Below are 15,127 nucleotides of genomic sequence, written 5' to 3'. Positions count from 1 at the left end.
AATCGGCGCGCTTTTTGCTCTGCGTTTTCAGTGCGCCTTCTGCGCGGAAGCGGCGAAATCGGCCGCCTGCGTCAAAACGCGTTCCACTTCGTTTACAAACAGTGCGGTTCCGGCCGGATTCGGATGGGTCCGGTCTCTGTACAGACCCTCCGGATGCGCTTCGGCCACAGAAAACCAGTCCGCAGCCAGCACCCGGTTTGGGTAACGCTTTACGGCATCGGCAATAGCCGCATTTGCTTTCGGAATCCATGTGGTACGTGCCGTACCGTGCCCGGTAACGAGAATCAGCACACGCTGCGGACCGAGGGCATTTACCCAGCCGTCAATTTTTTCCGGCGTAATCGGGCCGTTGTTTGCCACACCCAGCACCACATAATGGCGCAGAGTGCCGGCCGCGATATGTTTTTGCAGCAGAGCGTCGATCACGAAACAGGAACGGTTCTTTTCCCCGTCCACCACGACACCCGGCCATTTTGCCTTTATGGCCGAATCCACCATCGCAATCACCGAATCCCCGATGACGGTGATATTTTCGCCTTTTACTTCCGCCTGCGGGCGCGCAGCGGAAGCGGAGGCCGATTCCCCTTTTTCCGTTTTGTGTCTGCCGGGATTGGCCTTTGGCGCTTTGGCTCTCTGTTTTTGCCCGCCGGGTTTCGCCTTTGCCCCCGGATGCTGCGCGGAGCGGTGTTCTTCACGGGCAAACCCGTCTTCCAGCGAGGTATTGTCGGGAGCCAGCCACAGAGCGGCCACGAAAACCGCCGCCCACAGAAAAACGGCCACTGTGGCGAGTACGGCAAAAACTACTTTCATTTTCTGCCTGATCATTCTTTTTCCACACCTTTGCAAATCTGTGCCAGGTTTTCACACCAAATCCAAAGCACGGGGAAAATACCCCGGCGGCGCATCGGATTCTCCACAAAACGATAGCTCAGCGCCGCACAGACAAAAGAAAGTCCCCCCACCGCCGGCAAAGCGGTCCATGCCGCCGCACGCGGAGCGATCTCCCACCAGATCACCAGCAGCGGCCAGTGCCACAGGTAAATTCCGTAAGAACGGATTCCCACCCAGCGCAGAACCCGGATATCCAAAACCGTGCGGATTGCCCGCGACACAGAGAAGCGCTGATAGGGGGCCGTCATTACCATGCATATCACGGCCGTAAACACACAGACAGCCACAGTCACCCACGGATAGACCACCCACGAATTTCCGTCCGCTTTCGCGAACGCGGCAAAAAGCAGAAAAAGTCCCGCAAAAGCAGTTACCCCCGCCGGTTTCGGGCAGACACATCTTCCCGCCGAAGGCAGCGGATCAAGTGCTTTCCGGGAGAAAACGGCGGCCGCAGCGCCGATCATCAGACCGAACGCATGGCAGTCCGTGCCCATATAGGCCCGTGTAAAATCCTGTGCGCCGTCGGCATATACCGCCATCAGCACCATCGAGAGCAGAGCCAGGGCCGCCGGCACAAAAATGCGCAGCCGGGGCGGCAGACGCCAAATCAGAACGGTAAGCAGCGGCCAAATCAGATAAAACTGCTGTTCAACCGAGAGTGTCCACATATTCGTAAAAAATCTCGGAAGAGCCTGCGTGAAATACGAATCGCCGGTATAAATGGCAAACCAATTGTAGGAAAAAGTAAAAGCGCCAAAGACCTGCGTGCGCAGCTTCGCCAGCAGATCAAGATTCACGGCCGCGGCAACGGGAACCGTAACAAACACCACCGTGAACACCGCGGGAAACAGCCGCCGCCAGCGGCGGAGCCAAAATCCCGGAATGTCAATCCTGCCTTTCAGCTCTCTTTCCCGCAGCAAAATAGCGGTGATCAGAAATCCGGAAAGCACGAAAAACACATCCACACCCAGAAAACCCCCGGGCACAAAATCGGGCAGAGTGTGGTAAAAAAGCACCGCGCAGCAGGCGAGCGCGCGCAGCCCGTCCAATCCTCCCAGATAAAATCCCCGGGAGGCGGAAAGGCCTGCGGAATCCTTATCCGGCGCCGTATTTTCACTCACCCGATAAGCATAGACAGATATTTTTTCAATTACATATTCTGAAATTTTCTAGTAGCTCACACTTGTTTTCTGCGCGAAACGCAAAAGCGCAGTATTTCGCGCAGAAAAAGAAACAGGCGGAATTTCCGTTACAAAACTGCAATCTTTGGCCCAAACACGCCACTGCGCAGGCCGGCGCAGCGGAGAAAATGCCAAGGCCGGCAAACCCCTTCCCTTAGGAAAAAGGATTCCAAAACGGTCCCCCGTCGGTTATCCGCAGCGCAATCGGTACGGCAAGAATAAAAACACTCAGCACGAGAAGCACATAGTCGCCTTTGGCAAACGGACGCGAACCGTACCACGTGCGTTTTTTCCCGCATCCGAATCCGCGCAGTTCCATTGCCGCATTCACTTCTTCGATACGCTCAAACGTTCCCAGAAGCAGCGGAAATATCGTGTTTACCGTGTTCTTCACCCGGGTTTTCACACCCGTCCTGCGGCTCGTGTCCAATCCGCGCGCCTGCTGCGCTTTTGAAATAATATGGTATTCACGCTGAATATCGGGAATGTAACGCATGGCGATGTTCACGGCATAGGCACTGCGGTAGGGAATACCGATCCGGTTGAGTGCGGCTGCGAATTCCGGCGGGCGGGTAGTGGCCATAAACAGAAGCACGGTCGGCATAACGGCAAAATACTTCAGCGTCACCGTGGACTGATAGTAAAGCTGTTCCCATGTCACCTGCCAGCGTCCCACGCCCTCCCAAAGCACGCTTTTTGTGCCAAAGAGCTCGGTGCCGTGCGCAGGGGCAAAAAGAAAAATAAAGATATTGTTCAGCACCATCATGATTGCGATTGTGACGAGCACAAACGTAAAATCCTTAAATTTCATGTTGCTGAGAAACCACAGCACGATATTCACCGCGGACAGCGCCAGCAGGTAACGTACGTCCGCGCCCACCGAGGCCCCGATAATGCACGCAAGCATCAAAATCAGCTTTGAAGTGCCGGAGAGCCGGTGCAAAACACCCGGACGGCTGATGTATCCGAGAAGCGGTTTGTTTTCCATCTATGCCACCTCCCCGTGTTCGGCGCGCGCCCGCCGCTGATTTTCAATCACCGCGTCAACCAGCTTTGCGGCAGGGGATATTCCGCACATCCGCGCCAGATCGTGGAGACTCGTGGGAACCAGCGATCCGCGGGCGCAGATCTGCGGATCGGTGAGAATCTGTGCCGGAGAAGCGTCTGCAATCACCTTTCCCCGGGAGAGGACGACGGCCCGGGGCGCATATTCCAAAGCCAGGTGCATATCATGGGTGATAAGCAAAACTGTTGTGCCCGACTGATTCAGTTCACGGATAAATTCCATAAATTCGGTGTAATGACGCAGATCCTGGCCCGCCGTGGGCTCGTCCAAAATCAGAATATCGGCCCCCAAAACAAGTGCCGAGGCGATCGTCACGCGCTTTTTCTGCCCGTGGCTCAGGGCGCTCACCGGCCATTTCGCAAACGGCGCAATACCGCACGTCTGCAGCGCTTTGCGCACCCGGGAGCGCACTTCGTCCCCGGGAACCGCGCGGGCGCGCAGGCCCAGTGCGACTTCGTCTTCCACACGCGGCTGCGAAATCATGTTCATCGGGTTTTGCAGCACGAATGCCACCCGTTTGCCGATCTGCGCCAAAGTCATTCCGGAGATATCCGCACCCTGAATTTTTATCGTTCCCGAGACGGTCTTTTCAAAACCGCAGACAGCGCCGGCAAGCGTGGATTTTCCCGCTCCGTTCGTGCCCAAAACGGCCAGCAGTTCGCCGCGGCGCACGCGAAGGTCCACGCCGTCGAGCGCGCGCACCGTACGCTCCGAACCGTAATCGCGGTATTCCACCACTGCACCGGAAACACTGACCGCGTCGGGCTCGGTGGGGGAAGACGGGGACGTTTCGGGCATTTCGGAAATTTTGAGGGTCTCGCCGCGCGCTTTCTGCTGCTCCGAGGCGTGCACCCAATTTCGCATTGTCTGTTTCTCTTCGTCGGTCAAATCAATCCGGGACAGATCTTCCGGGTGTCTTTCCTCCCCCACGCTTATCCCGGCAGCCTGCAGCGCAGTCAGATACAGAGGGCGGCGGATTCCCACTTCGTCCGGCACACGGGAAGAGAGAATCCGGGCGGGGGTTCCGTTTGCCACGATTTTTCCCGCGTCCATCACGATAATCCGATCCACACCGCGGTGCAGCACTTCTTCCAGACGGTGTTCGACAATCAGAACCGTTGTGCCGCAGTCGCGGTTTAATTCGTCGATCAGTTCCACGGTGCCCAGACCGGAAGCCGGATCGAGATTCGCCAGCGGCTCGTCAAAAATCAGCGTGGGAACGTCGTCCGCCAGCACACCGGCAATTGCCACGCGCTGTTTCTGCCCGCCGGAAAGCCCGTGCGGACTTGCGTCCAGAAGTTCCTCCACATGCACGCGGCGGGCGGCACGGTGAATTTTTTCTTCCATCTCATCTGTCGGCACTTCCCTGTTTTCCAGGGCAAAAGCGATGTCTTCGGCCACGGTGGGCGCCACAAACTGGGAATCCGAATTTTGCAGCACGGTTCCGACCGCCCGCGAAACTTCGGTCAGTTCCGCAGTTGCCGGATTCGTCTGCCCCACACGCAGAGAGCCGGTAATCCGCGCCTCGTAGCGATGACGCGCCAAAGAATTGACCGCATGGATTAATGTGGATTTACCCGAACCGCTGGCCCCGACAATCACTGCTTTCTCCCCGGGGGAAACGGTGAAAGTGATGTTTTCCAGGCTCGGATGTTTCTGTGTGCGGTAGTGCACCCCGACGTTTTCAAAAACGATCTCGCCGGGATGCACACCTGCCGGTTTACTGCTCAAAATTATTTCCTGGCCGAAGGGATGTATTTACTTTTCCGCTTCCAATTCCCCGGTGCGTACGCGTGTCTTTACGTATGCGAGGAGAATTACCGAACCGACTATGCACGTCACAACCGCGTTGGATACGAATGCAAACGCGCCTTGCACAAACACTTTGTTCGCCGGTTCGCTCATAATTGTGATATCCAGCAGAGGCGCAACAACGATCCAGCACACGGCGTGGGCCACAACTGCCGCCAGGTTAAAACGGACCAGTTCTTTTGTGCCGAATTCACCTTCCGCAATTTTGTTGCGGTAAAGGGCGTATCCGACAATCAGGCCGAAAACGGCGGTCGGGATTTCCCATGAAATCCACACGCCGTAGGAGGTGGCGTCGGCAATAATGTGCCCCACGAACCCGCCTACGGCAGCCGTTGCGGGCGCATAGACCACAGCCAGCACGGCCAGCAGCGCATACTGCAGATTAATCGACGTGTTGGGAATCGGACTGGGAATAATCACAAAACGTGCCAGCACAAAAAACAGTGCTGCCCCGATACCGGTGGCCACCACCTGCACAACAGGGGAATGGCCGGAATTTTTCAAAGCGGACATAGTGCCTTCTTTCCGTATATTCGGCGTAAAGCCGATCAGTGCTCCGAGAATTTAACAAACCGGACTTCTGCCGGTCTCAGCTGTCTTTTCTGAATTCCACGTGCCAGGCTTTCCCTGCTCCCAGGGAAAAAGCCTTTGCGTACGAACCGCGGTTGATCGCCACCGCAATCCTGTCGAGGGAATTCACATAGACCAAAGATTCACCGATTTCCACGTGAGCGAAACTCGGTTCGTATACCATTCGGGCAGAATGGGCAACCTGCCCCTGGTAACGGATCGTCATCCGCACATAGTCGCCGTATTTGATATTCAGTTCGGCAAACAGTGTGCGGGGAATGGACGTCCACAGAGAACCGTAACGGACATCGTGCGTATCGATGTTGCCTTTCACCGTGCCGTCGGCAATCTGCGGTTTGTCTACTTCAAGAAGAACCATTTTTTCCTGCGGAATTTTCGGCCCTACTTCTTCCCATGTAATGACGCCTGCGGCAAGCCGGGCGCCGGTGTATGCGTAGATATCGCGTCCGTGGAATGTGTAGGAGTGAGCCGAACCCTCCCGCCTGTTTTTTTCTTCGTCTATCTGACGCAGTTCCTCAACTCCGTGGAAAAGGTGAAGATGCGTAAGCGTACCGTTGTTTGGCGTAACCACGTAATGGCCTGTCTTCAGTTTCGCAACCACGCTCAGACGGTCGGATCCCACTCCCGGATCAACCACCGAAACGAATACCGTGCCTTTCGGCCAAAAATCCACTACCTGCGCGAGCCGGTAGCTCCCTTCCCAAATTTGGTAGGGAGGAATATTGTGCGTGACGTCGTGAATCTGCAGATCGCTGCGCACGCCGAGTGCCACGCCCCGCATCGCGCTTACGGCTCCGTCATCCAAACCAAAATCAGACTGTAAAACAAGCGCATTCATAAAATTGTGCCTCCTTCATAACCCAATTATTTTAATTCGCGCAAAAAACATCAAACCAACTCCCGGAATGTGAAATTTAAGGTAATACAATGTGGACGGCTCCGAAACGCGGGAAAAACGGGCGCGTCTGCGATCAGGCAAAACTGCCCCATACCGCCGGCATGTCCGATACCGCACAGCATTTTCGCACTCCGGCGGCGTCCGCTCCGAGGGGAAGCGCAATAATCATCCGGTTATACTCCGCCCCCATTTCCCGGGCCACAGCCAAAAGCCTGCGGATATCCTCCGGCGCGGAGGCGTTGACGGCAAGTTTCACCGCCACATCGGGAAGTTCCAGCATTTCCGCCAGTATCAGACGAAGCATATCCGCATCCGGCATTTCCTCATCCCAGTCGCAGTGCGAAACAACCACCGTAAAACCAAGCCGCAGAGCCTGGCGCGCGAGCTGGGGAGTCTGGGGAAAAGCGTATTCCAGATCAATTCCGATCCGCTGCGGATCGGCCTCCAAATGCAGCAGCGTATCGAGCATTTCGGCGAAAAACAGGCGATACCGCCCGGGAGCCAGCCGCGCACGGCCGCCCTGCCCGACGGTCCGCATTGTAAGCAGCAGGGGAACGGGCACTTTTTTCAAAATCGGCGCCACCACATCGTTGGCCAAAGCCGCGCACGAGAGCGTACCGTGCGCACCTACCAGAAAATCCATCCGCCATTCAATCACATCCGCACCGGCGGCCGCGGCCTCTTCGGCTTCGGATACCAGCAGCTGCGGCGTAGTGCCCGCAATGGGCACAACCAAGGCAGGTTTTTGCGCTGTATCAAAAATCATCTGCCCTCCCGCAATCTTAAAAATATGCAACTCAGACCATTTTAACGCATAACTTTAAACCATTAAACACACAGCCGGCAGAAAAGCCGCGCGCGGGCCGCGCAGGTCCGCACGCCGATTTATGGGTGCCGCAATGCGGGACTGATCAGAGGCATCGGCTTTTCACAGCTACCCTTTCGGGCCTGTCCGTGGAAGAATAGGTTTATGCAGAATTTTGCCGATATTACACCGCCGATTACGCTCAGTCCGCTGGATGGGCGTTACCGCAGTAAAATAGCCGGTCTTACGAACTATCTTTCCGAACCGGCACTCAACAGGGCCCGCATAGACATAGAAATCCGCTGGCTGATTTACCTCACTGACCGGCATATCCTTCCGCACACGCCCGCCCTCGGCGGGGCAGAGAAGGAATACCTGCACGGGATCACGCAGTCATTCGGAAAAGAAGAGATGCGGGAGCTGAAAGAACTGGAGCGGGAAACAAAACACGACGTCAAAGCCGTAGAATACTTTCTTAAACGCCGTCTGGATGCTGCCGGCGAAGGGCCGTTGGCGCAAATGCGGGAAATCATACACCTTTTCTGCACTTCCGAAGACATAAACAATTTGGCATACGCTCTTTCGGTTAAATCCGCCATGCTGAAAATCTGGCTCCCCGCCGCACAGGATCTGATCGCACGTCTGCGGCGGCTGGCACAGGCAACGGCGGACTGCCCCATGCCCGCACGCACCCACGGGCAAAACGCCACTCCGACAACCGTCGGTAAAGAAATATCCGTATTCATCTACCGTCTCTGCCGGCAGCTGCGCAACCTCGAACGCGCCGAATACCTGGGAAAATTCAACGGAGCAACGGGAACGTTCGGCGCGCACGCCGTCTCCTTGCCCGAAGTTGACTGGATTGGGGTATCGCGCGATTTCGTCTCCTCGCTCGGGCTGACCTGGAATCCGCTGACCACACAGATAGAACCCCACGACTGGATGGCGGAAATTTTTTCCTCAGTGGCACATTTCAACCGAATTGCGCACAATCTTGCCACGGATTTTTGGATGTATATTTCGTTCGGATATTTTCGCCAGCTTCCCTCCGCCCAGGGTACAACCGGCTCGTCCACCATGCCCCACAAAATAAATCCGATCCGATTTGAAAACGCCGAAGCAAACCTCGAAATTTCAAACGCACTGCTCGACACGCTTTCCGTCACGCTCGTCACCTCCCGCATGCAGCGCGATCTCACGGATTCGTCCACACTGCGCAACATCGGAATCGGACTGGGATATTCCCTTCTTGCCCTGCGGAATCTGACGCAGGGCCTGGAAGGGGTTGCCGTCAGCCGCGAAAAAACCGGCAGGGATCTGGCACAGTCCTGGGAGGTGCTTGCGGAGCCGATACAGCAGGTAATGCGCGTGGCCGCGATCGGAGGCAGAGACGATTTGAAAAACTCCTACGAAAAACTGAAAGAACTCACGCGCGGGCACAGCGTAACGCAAAAACAGATCCGCGATTTTATCGGGAAACTGAATCTTCCCGAAAAAATCGCAAAACGGCTTGAAAACCTCACTCCCGAAACATACACGGGTCTCGCCGGCGAACTGACCCGCTTCGCATTGGGTCCCAACAACACGGACGCGCCGGAGACGGAAGCGGGCGGGCGCGGGCACGGCCGAAGTAACCCGCCGACGGCGGATATGCCGGCGGCCGGGGGAAAAACGGAAAAATAAAGAGGTAAAGAGAACACAATATGAATCCTGTTTTAACGGGCATTGCCGTGCTTACGGCAGCCGGCGCGCACTCTTCGCAGGCGGACGGAATCGCCGCATGGGCGGTAAGCATTATGGAATCTTTGGGCGGAATCGGAATCGCACTGCTCATTGCGCTGGAAAATCTGTTTCCGCCGCTCCCCTCGGAAATCATCCTTCCGCTTGCGGGATTCACCGCTTCCCGGGGCACGGAATTCACGCTTGCGGCGGCGATTGTCTGGGCCACGGCCGGATCGCTGATCGGGGCACTCGTCCTTTACGCCGCCGCGCGGATTTTCGGGCGCGGGCGCACCCGGGCAGTCATGGGGAAAATGCCGCTGTTCAAAGAATCGGATATAGACAAAACAGAGGACTTTTTTGAAAAACACGACCGATCCACCGTATTTTTCGGACGTATTATCCCTGTTTTCCGTTCGCTCATTTCCCTTCCCGCCGGCGTAATCAAAATGAATCCGGTGCAGTTTGTGGTATTTACCGCCGTCGGCTCGGCAATTTGGAACACAGTTTTGATTTCCGCCGGATATCTGCTGGGGGAAAAATGGTCTGCCGTCGGGGAGTATGTGGGTATCTTCAGCAAAATTACGGTGGCTGTGATTATAATTTTTGCAGTCGGATGGGTATCTCTGCGTCTTTTGCGCAACCGCTCCCGCGGCGGACAAAGCGAATAAGACGAATAAAATGCGCAGCACCGGGCATGGGCAAAACTGCCGCAGACACTGCACCGGCCGGAGCGGAGTTTTCGCCTCCGGTGCAATGCATGTATAAATAAAACAGAACAACAACCGAAGGACTTTACAATGAAGAATTACGAAACCGTGTTAAAGGTTACCGGAATGACGTGCGCACACTGTGCCGCGCACGTCACCGAAGAACTGAGCGCGCTTGCGGGAACGGAAAAGGTGACGGTGGATCTTCGGCCCGAAGGCACTTCTTCGGTCAGCGTCATTTCCTCACGGCAGCCCGGCGATCAGGAACTTCGCGAAGCGGTGGCGGAAGCCGGCAGCTACACCGTTACGGATATTATCCGCTAGAGGATCGGACGCATTATGCGAAAAACCGATTCCGGGCAGGGCTGCGCAAAAGAATCCGGCGGGGAAATGGAACTTTCCGTTTCCGGAATGACGTGCGCCTCATGCGTGGCGCGTGTGGAGAAAAAACTGAATAAAATTCCGGGAATCAGCGCCTCGGTTAATCTTGCCACGGAAAAAGCGCAGCTCACACTGAAAGGGCAGGCGGCAAAGCTAAGCGACAGGGAAATCCTGGAAGTTGTGGAAAAAGCCGGTTACGGCGCACGGGTCCTGAACCGGGTGCGGATTCTGCCCGACGGAACAAGAGAAACATGCCTGCAGACGCAGACTCCGGAAAATATGGCCTCCGCCGAAGAAACAAATCTGAATCTGACACGGAAGTACAAAAAACATTTCTTCATTTCCCTTCTTTTCTCCGTGCCGATCACGGCACTGTCCATGATTTTCGCGCTTCAGTTCGCCGGTTGGCAGTGGGTAAGCGCGGCACTGAGTCTGCCCGTCGTGCTGTGGTGCGGTTATTCTTTCCTGCGCAACGCCGCCCGCGCCCTGCGGCACGGCAGCTTCACCATGGACACACTGATTGCCCTCGGCGTTCTGTCTTCCATGGGCCTTTCGCTGTGGGCACTGCTTTGGGGCGGAGCGGGAAAAATAGGATACACAATGCGGATGCCGGGATTTTTCACTGCCGGGCAGCTGCGCTACCATGCACATGCGCTTCCGCCCGTATATTTTGAATCCGCCGCCCTCATCATCACGTTCCTGCTTCTGGGAAGATGGCTGGAATCGCGGGCACGGCACACAGTGGGCGATTCCCTGCAGTCGCTGTTCCGGCTGGGAGCGAAAACCGTATTTTTGGAATCGCGGGCGGACGGCAGACCGGTAAACCGCGAGGTGCCGGTAGGGGAAATCTGCGTAAACGATATTTTTCGTGTCCGGCCGGGAGAAAAAGTAGCCACCGACGGGGAAGTTATTGAAGGAAAATCCGCAATTGACTGTTCGCTGATCACGGGCGAATCCATTCCCGTGGAAACAGGTGTGGGCGGGCGCGTCACGGGCGCAACGCTAAACACTTTCGGAATGCTGCGGGTACGCGCCCTGCGTGTCGGGGAACAGACGGCTCTGGCACAGATCGGCAAACTTCTGGCGGCCGCCCAAACAGGGAAAACGCATATCCAGCGGATGGCGGATAAAATTTCGGCCGTTTTTGTTCCCGCTGTGATTATCCTTTCCTGTCTGACCTGCATAGTGCGTATCTTTGTGTTTCACAACGCCCCCGACTACGCTCTGAACTGCGCCGTTACTGTTTTGGTGATTGCCTGCCCCTGCGCTCTGGGACTTGCCGTGCCCACCGCGCTTCTTGTTTCCTCCGGCCTTGCGGCGCGCAGGGGAATTTTGATCAGCGGGCCCGAGGCGCTGGAAACAGCGCATCGGATAAACACAATCGTACTCGACAAAACCGGCACGCTCACCGGCGGGGTAATGGAGATAAGTTCCGTAATCCCCAATACGCAGGCGGGATTCACGGAAGAATCACTGCTCGCACTGGCGGCGGGAATAGAGACCGGCTCCGAGCATCCGATCGGAAAAGCCATTCTGCGCGGGGCACGGCAGCAAAATATCACTCCCGCGGCAATGACTTCGTTCCGTGCCGTGCACGGATCGGGAATCAGCGCCCGTTCAGTTCGCGCACAGCAGCAGGACACACTGTATTTGGCGGGAACTGCGGAGTGGATTAAAGAATACATCCCGGAGGAAATGTTTAACGACGTGTTTCCGGATGCCTGTATGCGTTCTACCCAGCGCGGGCAGAGCAGTGTTTTTATCGCCTCCGTAACGCCCGGCCCCGAAACCGCAGCGGCGCAGAGTGCCGTGGGAGCGGGGCTGATTCTTCTTAACGACAAACTCCGCCCGGAAGCCTGCGAATTTATTGCCGCTTTGAAGGAACAGCAGATAGAACCGATCCTGGCCAGCGGCGACACACAGCGGGCCACCGAAATGGCCGCCGCACAGCTGGATATTCCCGGCCTGGGCAGAATAACGCCGAAAGGGAAAATCGATCTGGTGCGAAAGCTGCAGAAATCGGGAAAGCGCGTGGCAATGATCGGCGACGGCGTGAACGACGCCGCCGCTCTGGCGGCAGCCGATCTCTCCGTGGCCATGGGATCGGGAACCGACGTTGCGCAAAACACGGCAGATTTCATTATTATGAATTCAAATCTGCATTCGCTCATTTCCGCGCTGCGGATTTCCCGGGCCACACGGAGAATTATCCGGCAGAATTTCGCCTGGGCTTTCGGCTACAACCTGATTGCAATCCCCCTTGCCTGCTGCGGATTTATTTTCCCCTCGATCGCGGCTGCCGCAATGGCGGCTTCCTCCGTGCTCGTGGTGCTCAATTCCCTGCGCCTGAAACATTTGGCGGCGGATACAGACATTTACACCCACAGCACGTAAAATCTAGTTCGTGAGCATTGAATCCCAAACACTCGGTCCGCGGCGCACTGTAGTTCTGGCAGATGCGCCGCAGCATTGGGTGCGCCGTCCGCGCGACCTGCTGGGCGCGGTCATTTCCCTGCTGGGAATCATTTTCGTCGCCCTGCTCACCACCTATGCCTCAACCACCACTCTCGCCGTCACAATGGATATGCGTTCCGCGGCGGAAGTTACAATTCAGACGCTGCTGTTTATCCCGGTTAAATTTGTCGAAGGCATGGTATTTTTCGCCGTCCCCTGTGTGCTGGTTTCGCTGATGCTTATCAGACGGCGCTGGCGTACGCTGGCAACCATGGCCGTTGCCGGAATTGCGGCGGCGGGTGCGTCGTTTACGATCCTTTGGATCTCCAATAAGTGGTGGCCGGATTCGGAATTTGCCGATGATTTCGCCTCCGCGGTAAAAATTCAGTCGCTGCATACCCTGCTGCCGTACATCACCGTAATCAGCGCAATTTTGGTTGTTGCCGGCGCCCTTAAAGACACCAGCGCGGTAAAAATAAGCCGGTGGATCCTGGCCGCAGCGGTCACATTTTCGGTTATTCAGGGAAATCAGACGCTGACGGGCGCTTTTACGGGCGTTCTCCTCGGGCAGACGGTTGCTCTGACCGTGCGCTGGATAATCGGCACCGAACCGGACCGGGCCACACTTGCCGACCTTGTCGCTTTGGTGAGAAAAGCGGGAATAGACGTAACGCAGATTATCCGTCTTGACTATCCCGATCCGGGCGAAGATCTGCACGCATGGAATATCGTCACCTATTCTCCCCTGCATTACAGCGACATATCCGGTATTTTGCGCCTGCGCCGGATAATTTTAAACCACGCTTCTTCTTCCGCCGTAAAACTGATTTCGGAAGTCGATTCCCTAAGCGCACCGGATACCGTCTCATCCGCTCCGCATATCGACGCCGTATCTCTTTGCCGCGGGGCGCGGGAAAAATATAAAATTACGCGGACGCCGGAAGTTTCGCGCATATATCTGGTCACGGATCATACGGGAAAGGAATTTCACTTATTCGTTCTTGACGAAGACCGCCGGATTATGGGCATACTCGAGGCCCTTAGGCAAAAAATAAGTTTTCGGGCGGTTTTTCGCCAAACGCCTTCCTCTCTGAACGCCACTGCGCAGCAGATTGCCCTGATGTATCTGCAAACGGAGCATCTGGGAATCACACCCCGGCGTTTCACGGGAATGGCGGATTCGGATTCCTCCGTTGTGCTGGCAATACAGGCACCCGCGCAAAAAACTTTGGCCGACGCCTCCCCGGAGGGAATTTCGGACGGGATGATCGACGCGCTGTGGCAGGGGCTGGAAAACGCCCACCGGCACGGCCTGTCGCACGGGGATATCAGAGCGGGAAATGTTATTCTGCGCGATCCTGCGCCGTATCTGGAGCACTGGGACAACGGATCGGCTATTTCCCCGGAAACGGCACGGCAGATAGATTTGGCACAGCTGACGGCAATGCTTGCCGGCGTGATCGGCACGGATCGGGCGGTGGACGCCGTTACGCGCAATATGCCTCTGGATCAGATTGTGGGCCTCGCCCCGTTTTTGCAGCAGACAATCATGCCCGCACAGACGCGCGCCTATTTTGCCGGCACAGACAAATTCCGGCAGCTGCGTGAGGAACTTGCGGAAAAAGTCCCCGAAACGGAGAACGCCGAGCCCGTTGCGCTGCGCAGATTTTCGCTGAAGACAATTCTGACCGTAACTGTGGGCGTGGCCGCCCTCGGTCTGCTTCTCGGCTCAATGAATTTTACGGATGTGAAAAATGCCGTTATGCACGCCAATCCGCTCTGGATGGCACTGTCTTTCGCGGCCGCCCTGCTCACCTATCCGGGCGCGGGTCTGACGCTGAAAGCATACACAAAAGAAAATATACGGCTCGGCGAGACAATTCTCGTGCAGATTGCCGCCTCCGTGGTTACTTTGGTTGCACCGGCGGGAATCGGCCCGGCGGCGCTGAATCTGCGTTTTCTGCAGCGGAGGGGAGTTTCCCTTTCACCCGCCCTGGCCACTGTTTCCCTGGTTCAGGTGGCACAGTTTGTGACGACGGTTATTCTTCTGCTCGTTCTGTCTCTCGGCTCCGGACAGCTGCAGTCGGTGGATATGCCTGCGGGTACCGTTATCGCCGTGGTCGCGGTGAGCGCGGCGGTGGCAATAACCGCTGCGGCCGTGCCGAAACTGCGGGTCTGGCTGTGGGAAAAACTAAAACCCACACTGTCGCAGATCTGGCCGCGGATGATCTGGCTGGGGACGCACCCGCGGCGGATTCTGCTCGGTTTTGCCGGCTCAATTCTGATGACCGCCTCGTTTGTGGCGTGTTTCGGTTTCGCACTGCAGGCATTCGGATACACTCTGCCGCTGATCACTTTGGCGCTGACGTATCTGCTGGCCAATTCCGTCGGCTCCGCGGTCCCCTCCCCGGGGGGAATCGGACCCGTGGAAGCGGCGCTGACCGGGGGGCTGGCCCTGGCGGGAATTCCGTATTCCGTTGCTTTCTCCACCGCCGTTCTGTACCGTTTTTTCACTTTCTGGGGCCGTGTTCCGCTGGGATGGATAGCACTGCGGATCGCCGGAAGAAAAAATATTATTTAACCGGCCCAATCCGGCAGATTTATTACTTTTGCCCGAAT

At 56.5% G+C, this 15,127-nt stretch carries 12 protein-coding genes; 5 read left to right on the top strand and 7 right to left on the bottom strand.

Going from position 1 to position 15,127, the window contains the following annotated elements:
* Positions 1–27 precede the first annotated feature (27 nt).
* The 7 genes from HMPREF1631_RS05525 to HMPREF1631_RS05495 all read right to left on the bottom strand — a co-directional run bounded on the left by HMPREF1631_RS05525 (position 28) and on the right by HMPREF1631_RS05495 (position 7,205).
* The gene (locus HMPREF1631_RS05525; protein WP_034233205.1) at positions 28–825 is read right to left on the bottom strand and encodes a hypothetical protein; all 798 of its coding nucleotides are present in this window, start codon (positions 823–825) and stop codon (positions 28–30) included.
* A complete protein-coding gene (locus tag HMPREF1631_RS06855; RefSeq protein ID WP_052047154.1) occupies positions 822–2,012 on the bottom strand; it encodes an acyltransferase in 1,191 nt (396 codons plus the stop codon). The genes HMPREF1631_RS05525 and HMPREF1631_RS06855 overlap by 4 nt, the downstream gene beginning before the upstream one ends.
* Before the next feature lie 214 nt (positions 2,013–2,226).
* Positions 2,227–3,060, bottom strand: coding sequence for an energy-coupling factor transporter transmembrane protein EcfT (locus tag HMPREF1631_RS05515; protein WP_034233203.1), 834 nt, complete (start codon positions 3,058–3,060; stop codon positions 2,227–2,229).
* The gene (locus tag HMPREF1631_RS05510) at positions 3,061–4,869 is read right to left on the bottom strand and encodes an ABC transporter ATP-binding protein (protein WP_198017380.1); all 1,809 of its coding nucleotides are present in this window, start codon (positions 4,867–4,869) and stop codon (positions 3,061–3,063) included. It lies immediately after the preceding gene.
* A 27-nt stretch (positions 4,870–4,896) separates the two neighbouring features.
* The gene (locus HMPREF1631_RS05505; RefSeq protein ID WP_034233201.1) at positions 4,897–5,463 is read right to left on the bottom strand and encodes an ECF-type riboflavin transporter substrate-binding protein; all 567 of its coding nucleotides are present in this window, start codon (positions 5,461–5,463) and stop codon (positions 4,897–4,899) included.
* A gap of 76 nt (positions 5,464–5,539) precedes the next feature.
* Positions 5,540–6,379 carry an S-adenosyl-l-methionine hydroxide adenosyltransferase family protein gene (locus HMPREF1631_RS05500; protein ID WP_034233199.1) on the bottom strand — a complete coding sequence of 280 codons (840 nt, stop codon included), beginning with the start codon at positions 6,377–6,379 and terminating at the stop codon, positions 5,540–5,542.
* A 133-nt stretch (positions 6,380–6,512) separates the two neighbouring features.
* Positions 6,513–7,205 (bottom strand): type I 3-dehydroquinate dehydratase, encoded by a 693-nt coding sequence (locus HMPREF1631_RS05495; RefSeq protein ID WP_034233196.1) that lies wholly within the window; start codon positions 7,203–7,205, stop codon positions 6,513–6,515.
* Positions 7,206–7,409: 204 nt separating this feature from the next.
* Between HMPREF1631_RS05495 and purB the strand changes: the two genes are divergently transcribed.
* The 5 genes from purB (at position 7,410) to HMPREF1631_RS05470 (ending at position 15,089) form a co-directional block, all read left to right on the top strand.
* Positions 7,410–8,927 (top strand): adenylosuccinate lyase, encoded by a 1,518-nt coding sequence (gene purB, locus HMPREF1631_RS05490; protein WP_084707497.1) that lies wholly within the window; start codon positions 7,410–7,412, stop codon positions 8,925–8,927.
* Positions 8,928–8,947: 20 nt separating this feature from the next.
* The gene (locus tag HMPREF1631_RS05485; RefSeq protein WP_034233188.1) at positions 8,948–9,634 is read left to right on the top strand and encodes a DedA family protein; all 687 of its coding nucleotides are present in this window, start codon (positions 8,948–8,950) and stop codon (positions 9,632–9,634) included.
* Positions 9,635–9,763: 129 nt separating this feature from the next.
* Positions 9,764–9,997, top strand: coding sequence for a heavy-metal-associated domain-containing protein (locus tag HMPREF1631_RS05480; RefSeq protein ID WP_034233186.1), 234 nt, complete (start codon positions 9,764–9,766; stop codon positions 9,995–9,997).
* A 15-nt stretch (positions 9,998–10,012) separates the two neighbouring features.
* Positions 10,013–12,448, top strand: a complete 2,436-nt coding sequence (locus HMPREF1631_RS05475; RefSeq protein ID WP_052047152.1) for a cation-translocating P-type ATPase — start codon at positions 10,013–10,015, stop codon at positions 12,446–12,448.
* 10 nt (positions 12,449–12,458) lie between these two features.
* Positions 12,459–15,089 (top strand): lysylphosphatidylglycerol synthase transmembrane domain-containing protein, encoded by a 2,631-nt coding sequence (locus HMPREF1631_RS05470; RefSeq protein WP_052047151.1) that lies wholly within the window; start codon positions 12,459–12,461, stop codon positions 15,087–15,089.
* Positions 15,090–15,127 lie beyond the last annotated feature (38 nt).

This window comes from Arcanobacterium sp. S3PF19, from assembly GCF_000758825.1.
In the GTDB taxonomy this organism is placed as follows: Bacteria; Actinomycetota; Actinomycetes; order Actinomycetales; family Actinomycetaceae; genus Arcanobacterium_A.
The sequence above is the reverse complement of the archived record's forward strand: the minus strand, read 5'-3'. Positions and strand labels throughout refer to the sequence as shown.

Excerpts from the sequence above, each read along its gene's own strand:
- HMPREF1631_RS05525 (WP_034233205.1), bottom strand. The coding sequence starts at position 825 with ATGATCAGGCAGAAAATGAAAGTAGTTTTTGCCGTACTCGCCACAGTG.
- HMPREF1631_RS05500 (WP_034233199.1), bottom strand. The coding sequence starts at position 6,379 with ATGAATGCGCTTGTTTTACAGTCTGATTTTGGTTTGGATGACGGAGCC.
- HMPREF1631_RS05485 (WP_034233188.1), top strand. The coding sequence starts at position 8,948 with ATGAATCCTGTTTTAACGGGCATTGCCGTGCTTACGGCAGCCGGCGCG.
- HMPREF1631_RS05495 (WP_034233196.1), bottom strand. The coding sequence starts at position 7,205 with ATGATTTTTGATACAGCGCAAAAACCTGCCTTGGTTGTGCCCATTGCG.
- HMPREF1631_RS05475 (WP_052047152.1), top strand. The coding sequence starts at position 10,013 with ATGCGAAAAACCGATTCCGGGCAGGGCTGCGCAAAAGAATCCGGCGGG.
- HMPREF1631_RS05480 (WP_034233186.1), top strand. The coding sequence starts at position 9,764 with ATGAAGAATTACGAAACCGTGTTAAAGGTTACCGGAATGACGTGCGCA.
- purB (WP_084707497.1), top strand. The coding sequence starts at position 7,410 with ATGCAGAATTTTGCCGATATTACACCGCCGATTACGCTCAGTCCGCTG.
- HMPREF1631_RS05505 (WP_034233201.1), bottom strand. The coding sequence starts at position 5,463 with ATGTCCGCTTTGAAAAATTCCGGCCATTCCCCTGTTGTGCAGGTGGTG.
- HMPREF1631_RS05515 (WP_034233203.1), bottom strand. The coding sequence starts at position 3,060 with ATGGAAAACAAACCGCTTCTCGGATACATCAGCCGTCCGGGTGTTTTG.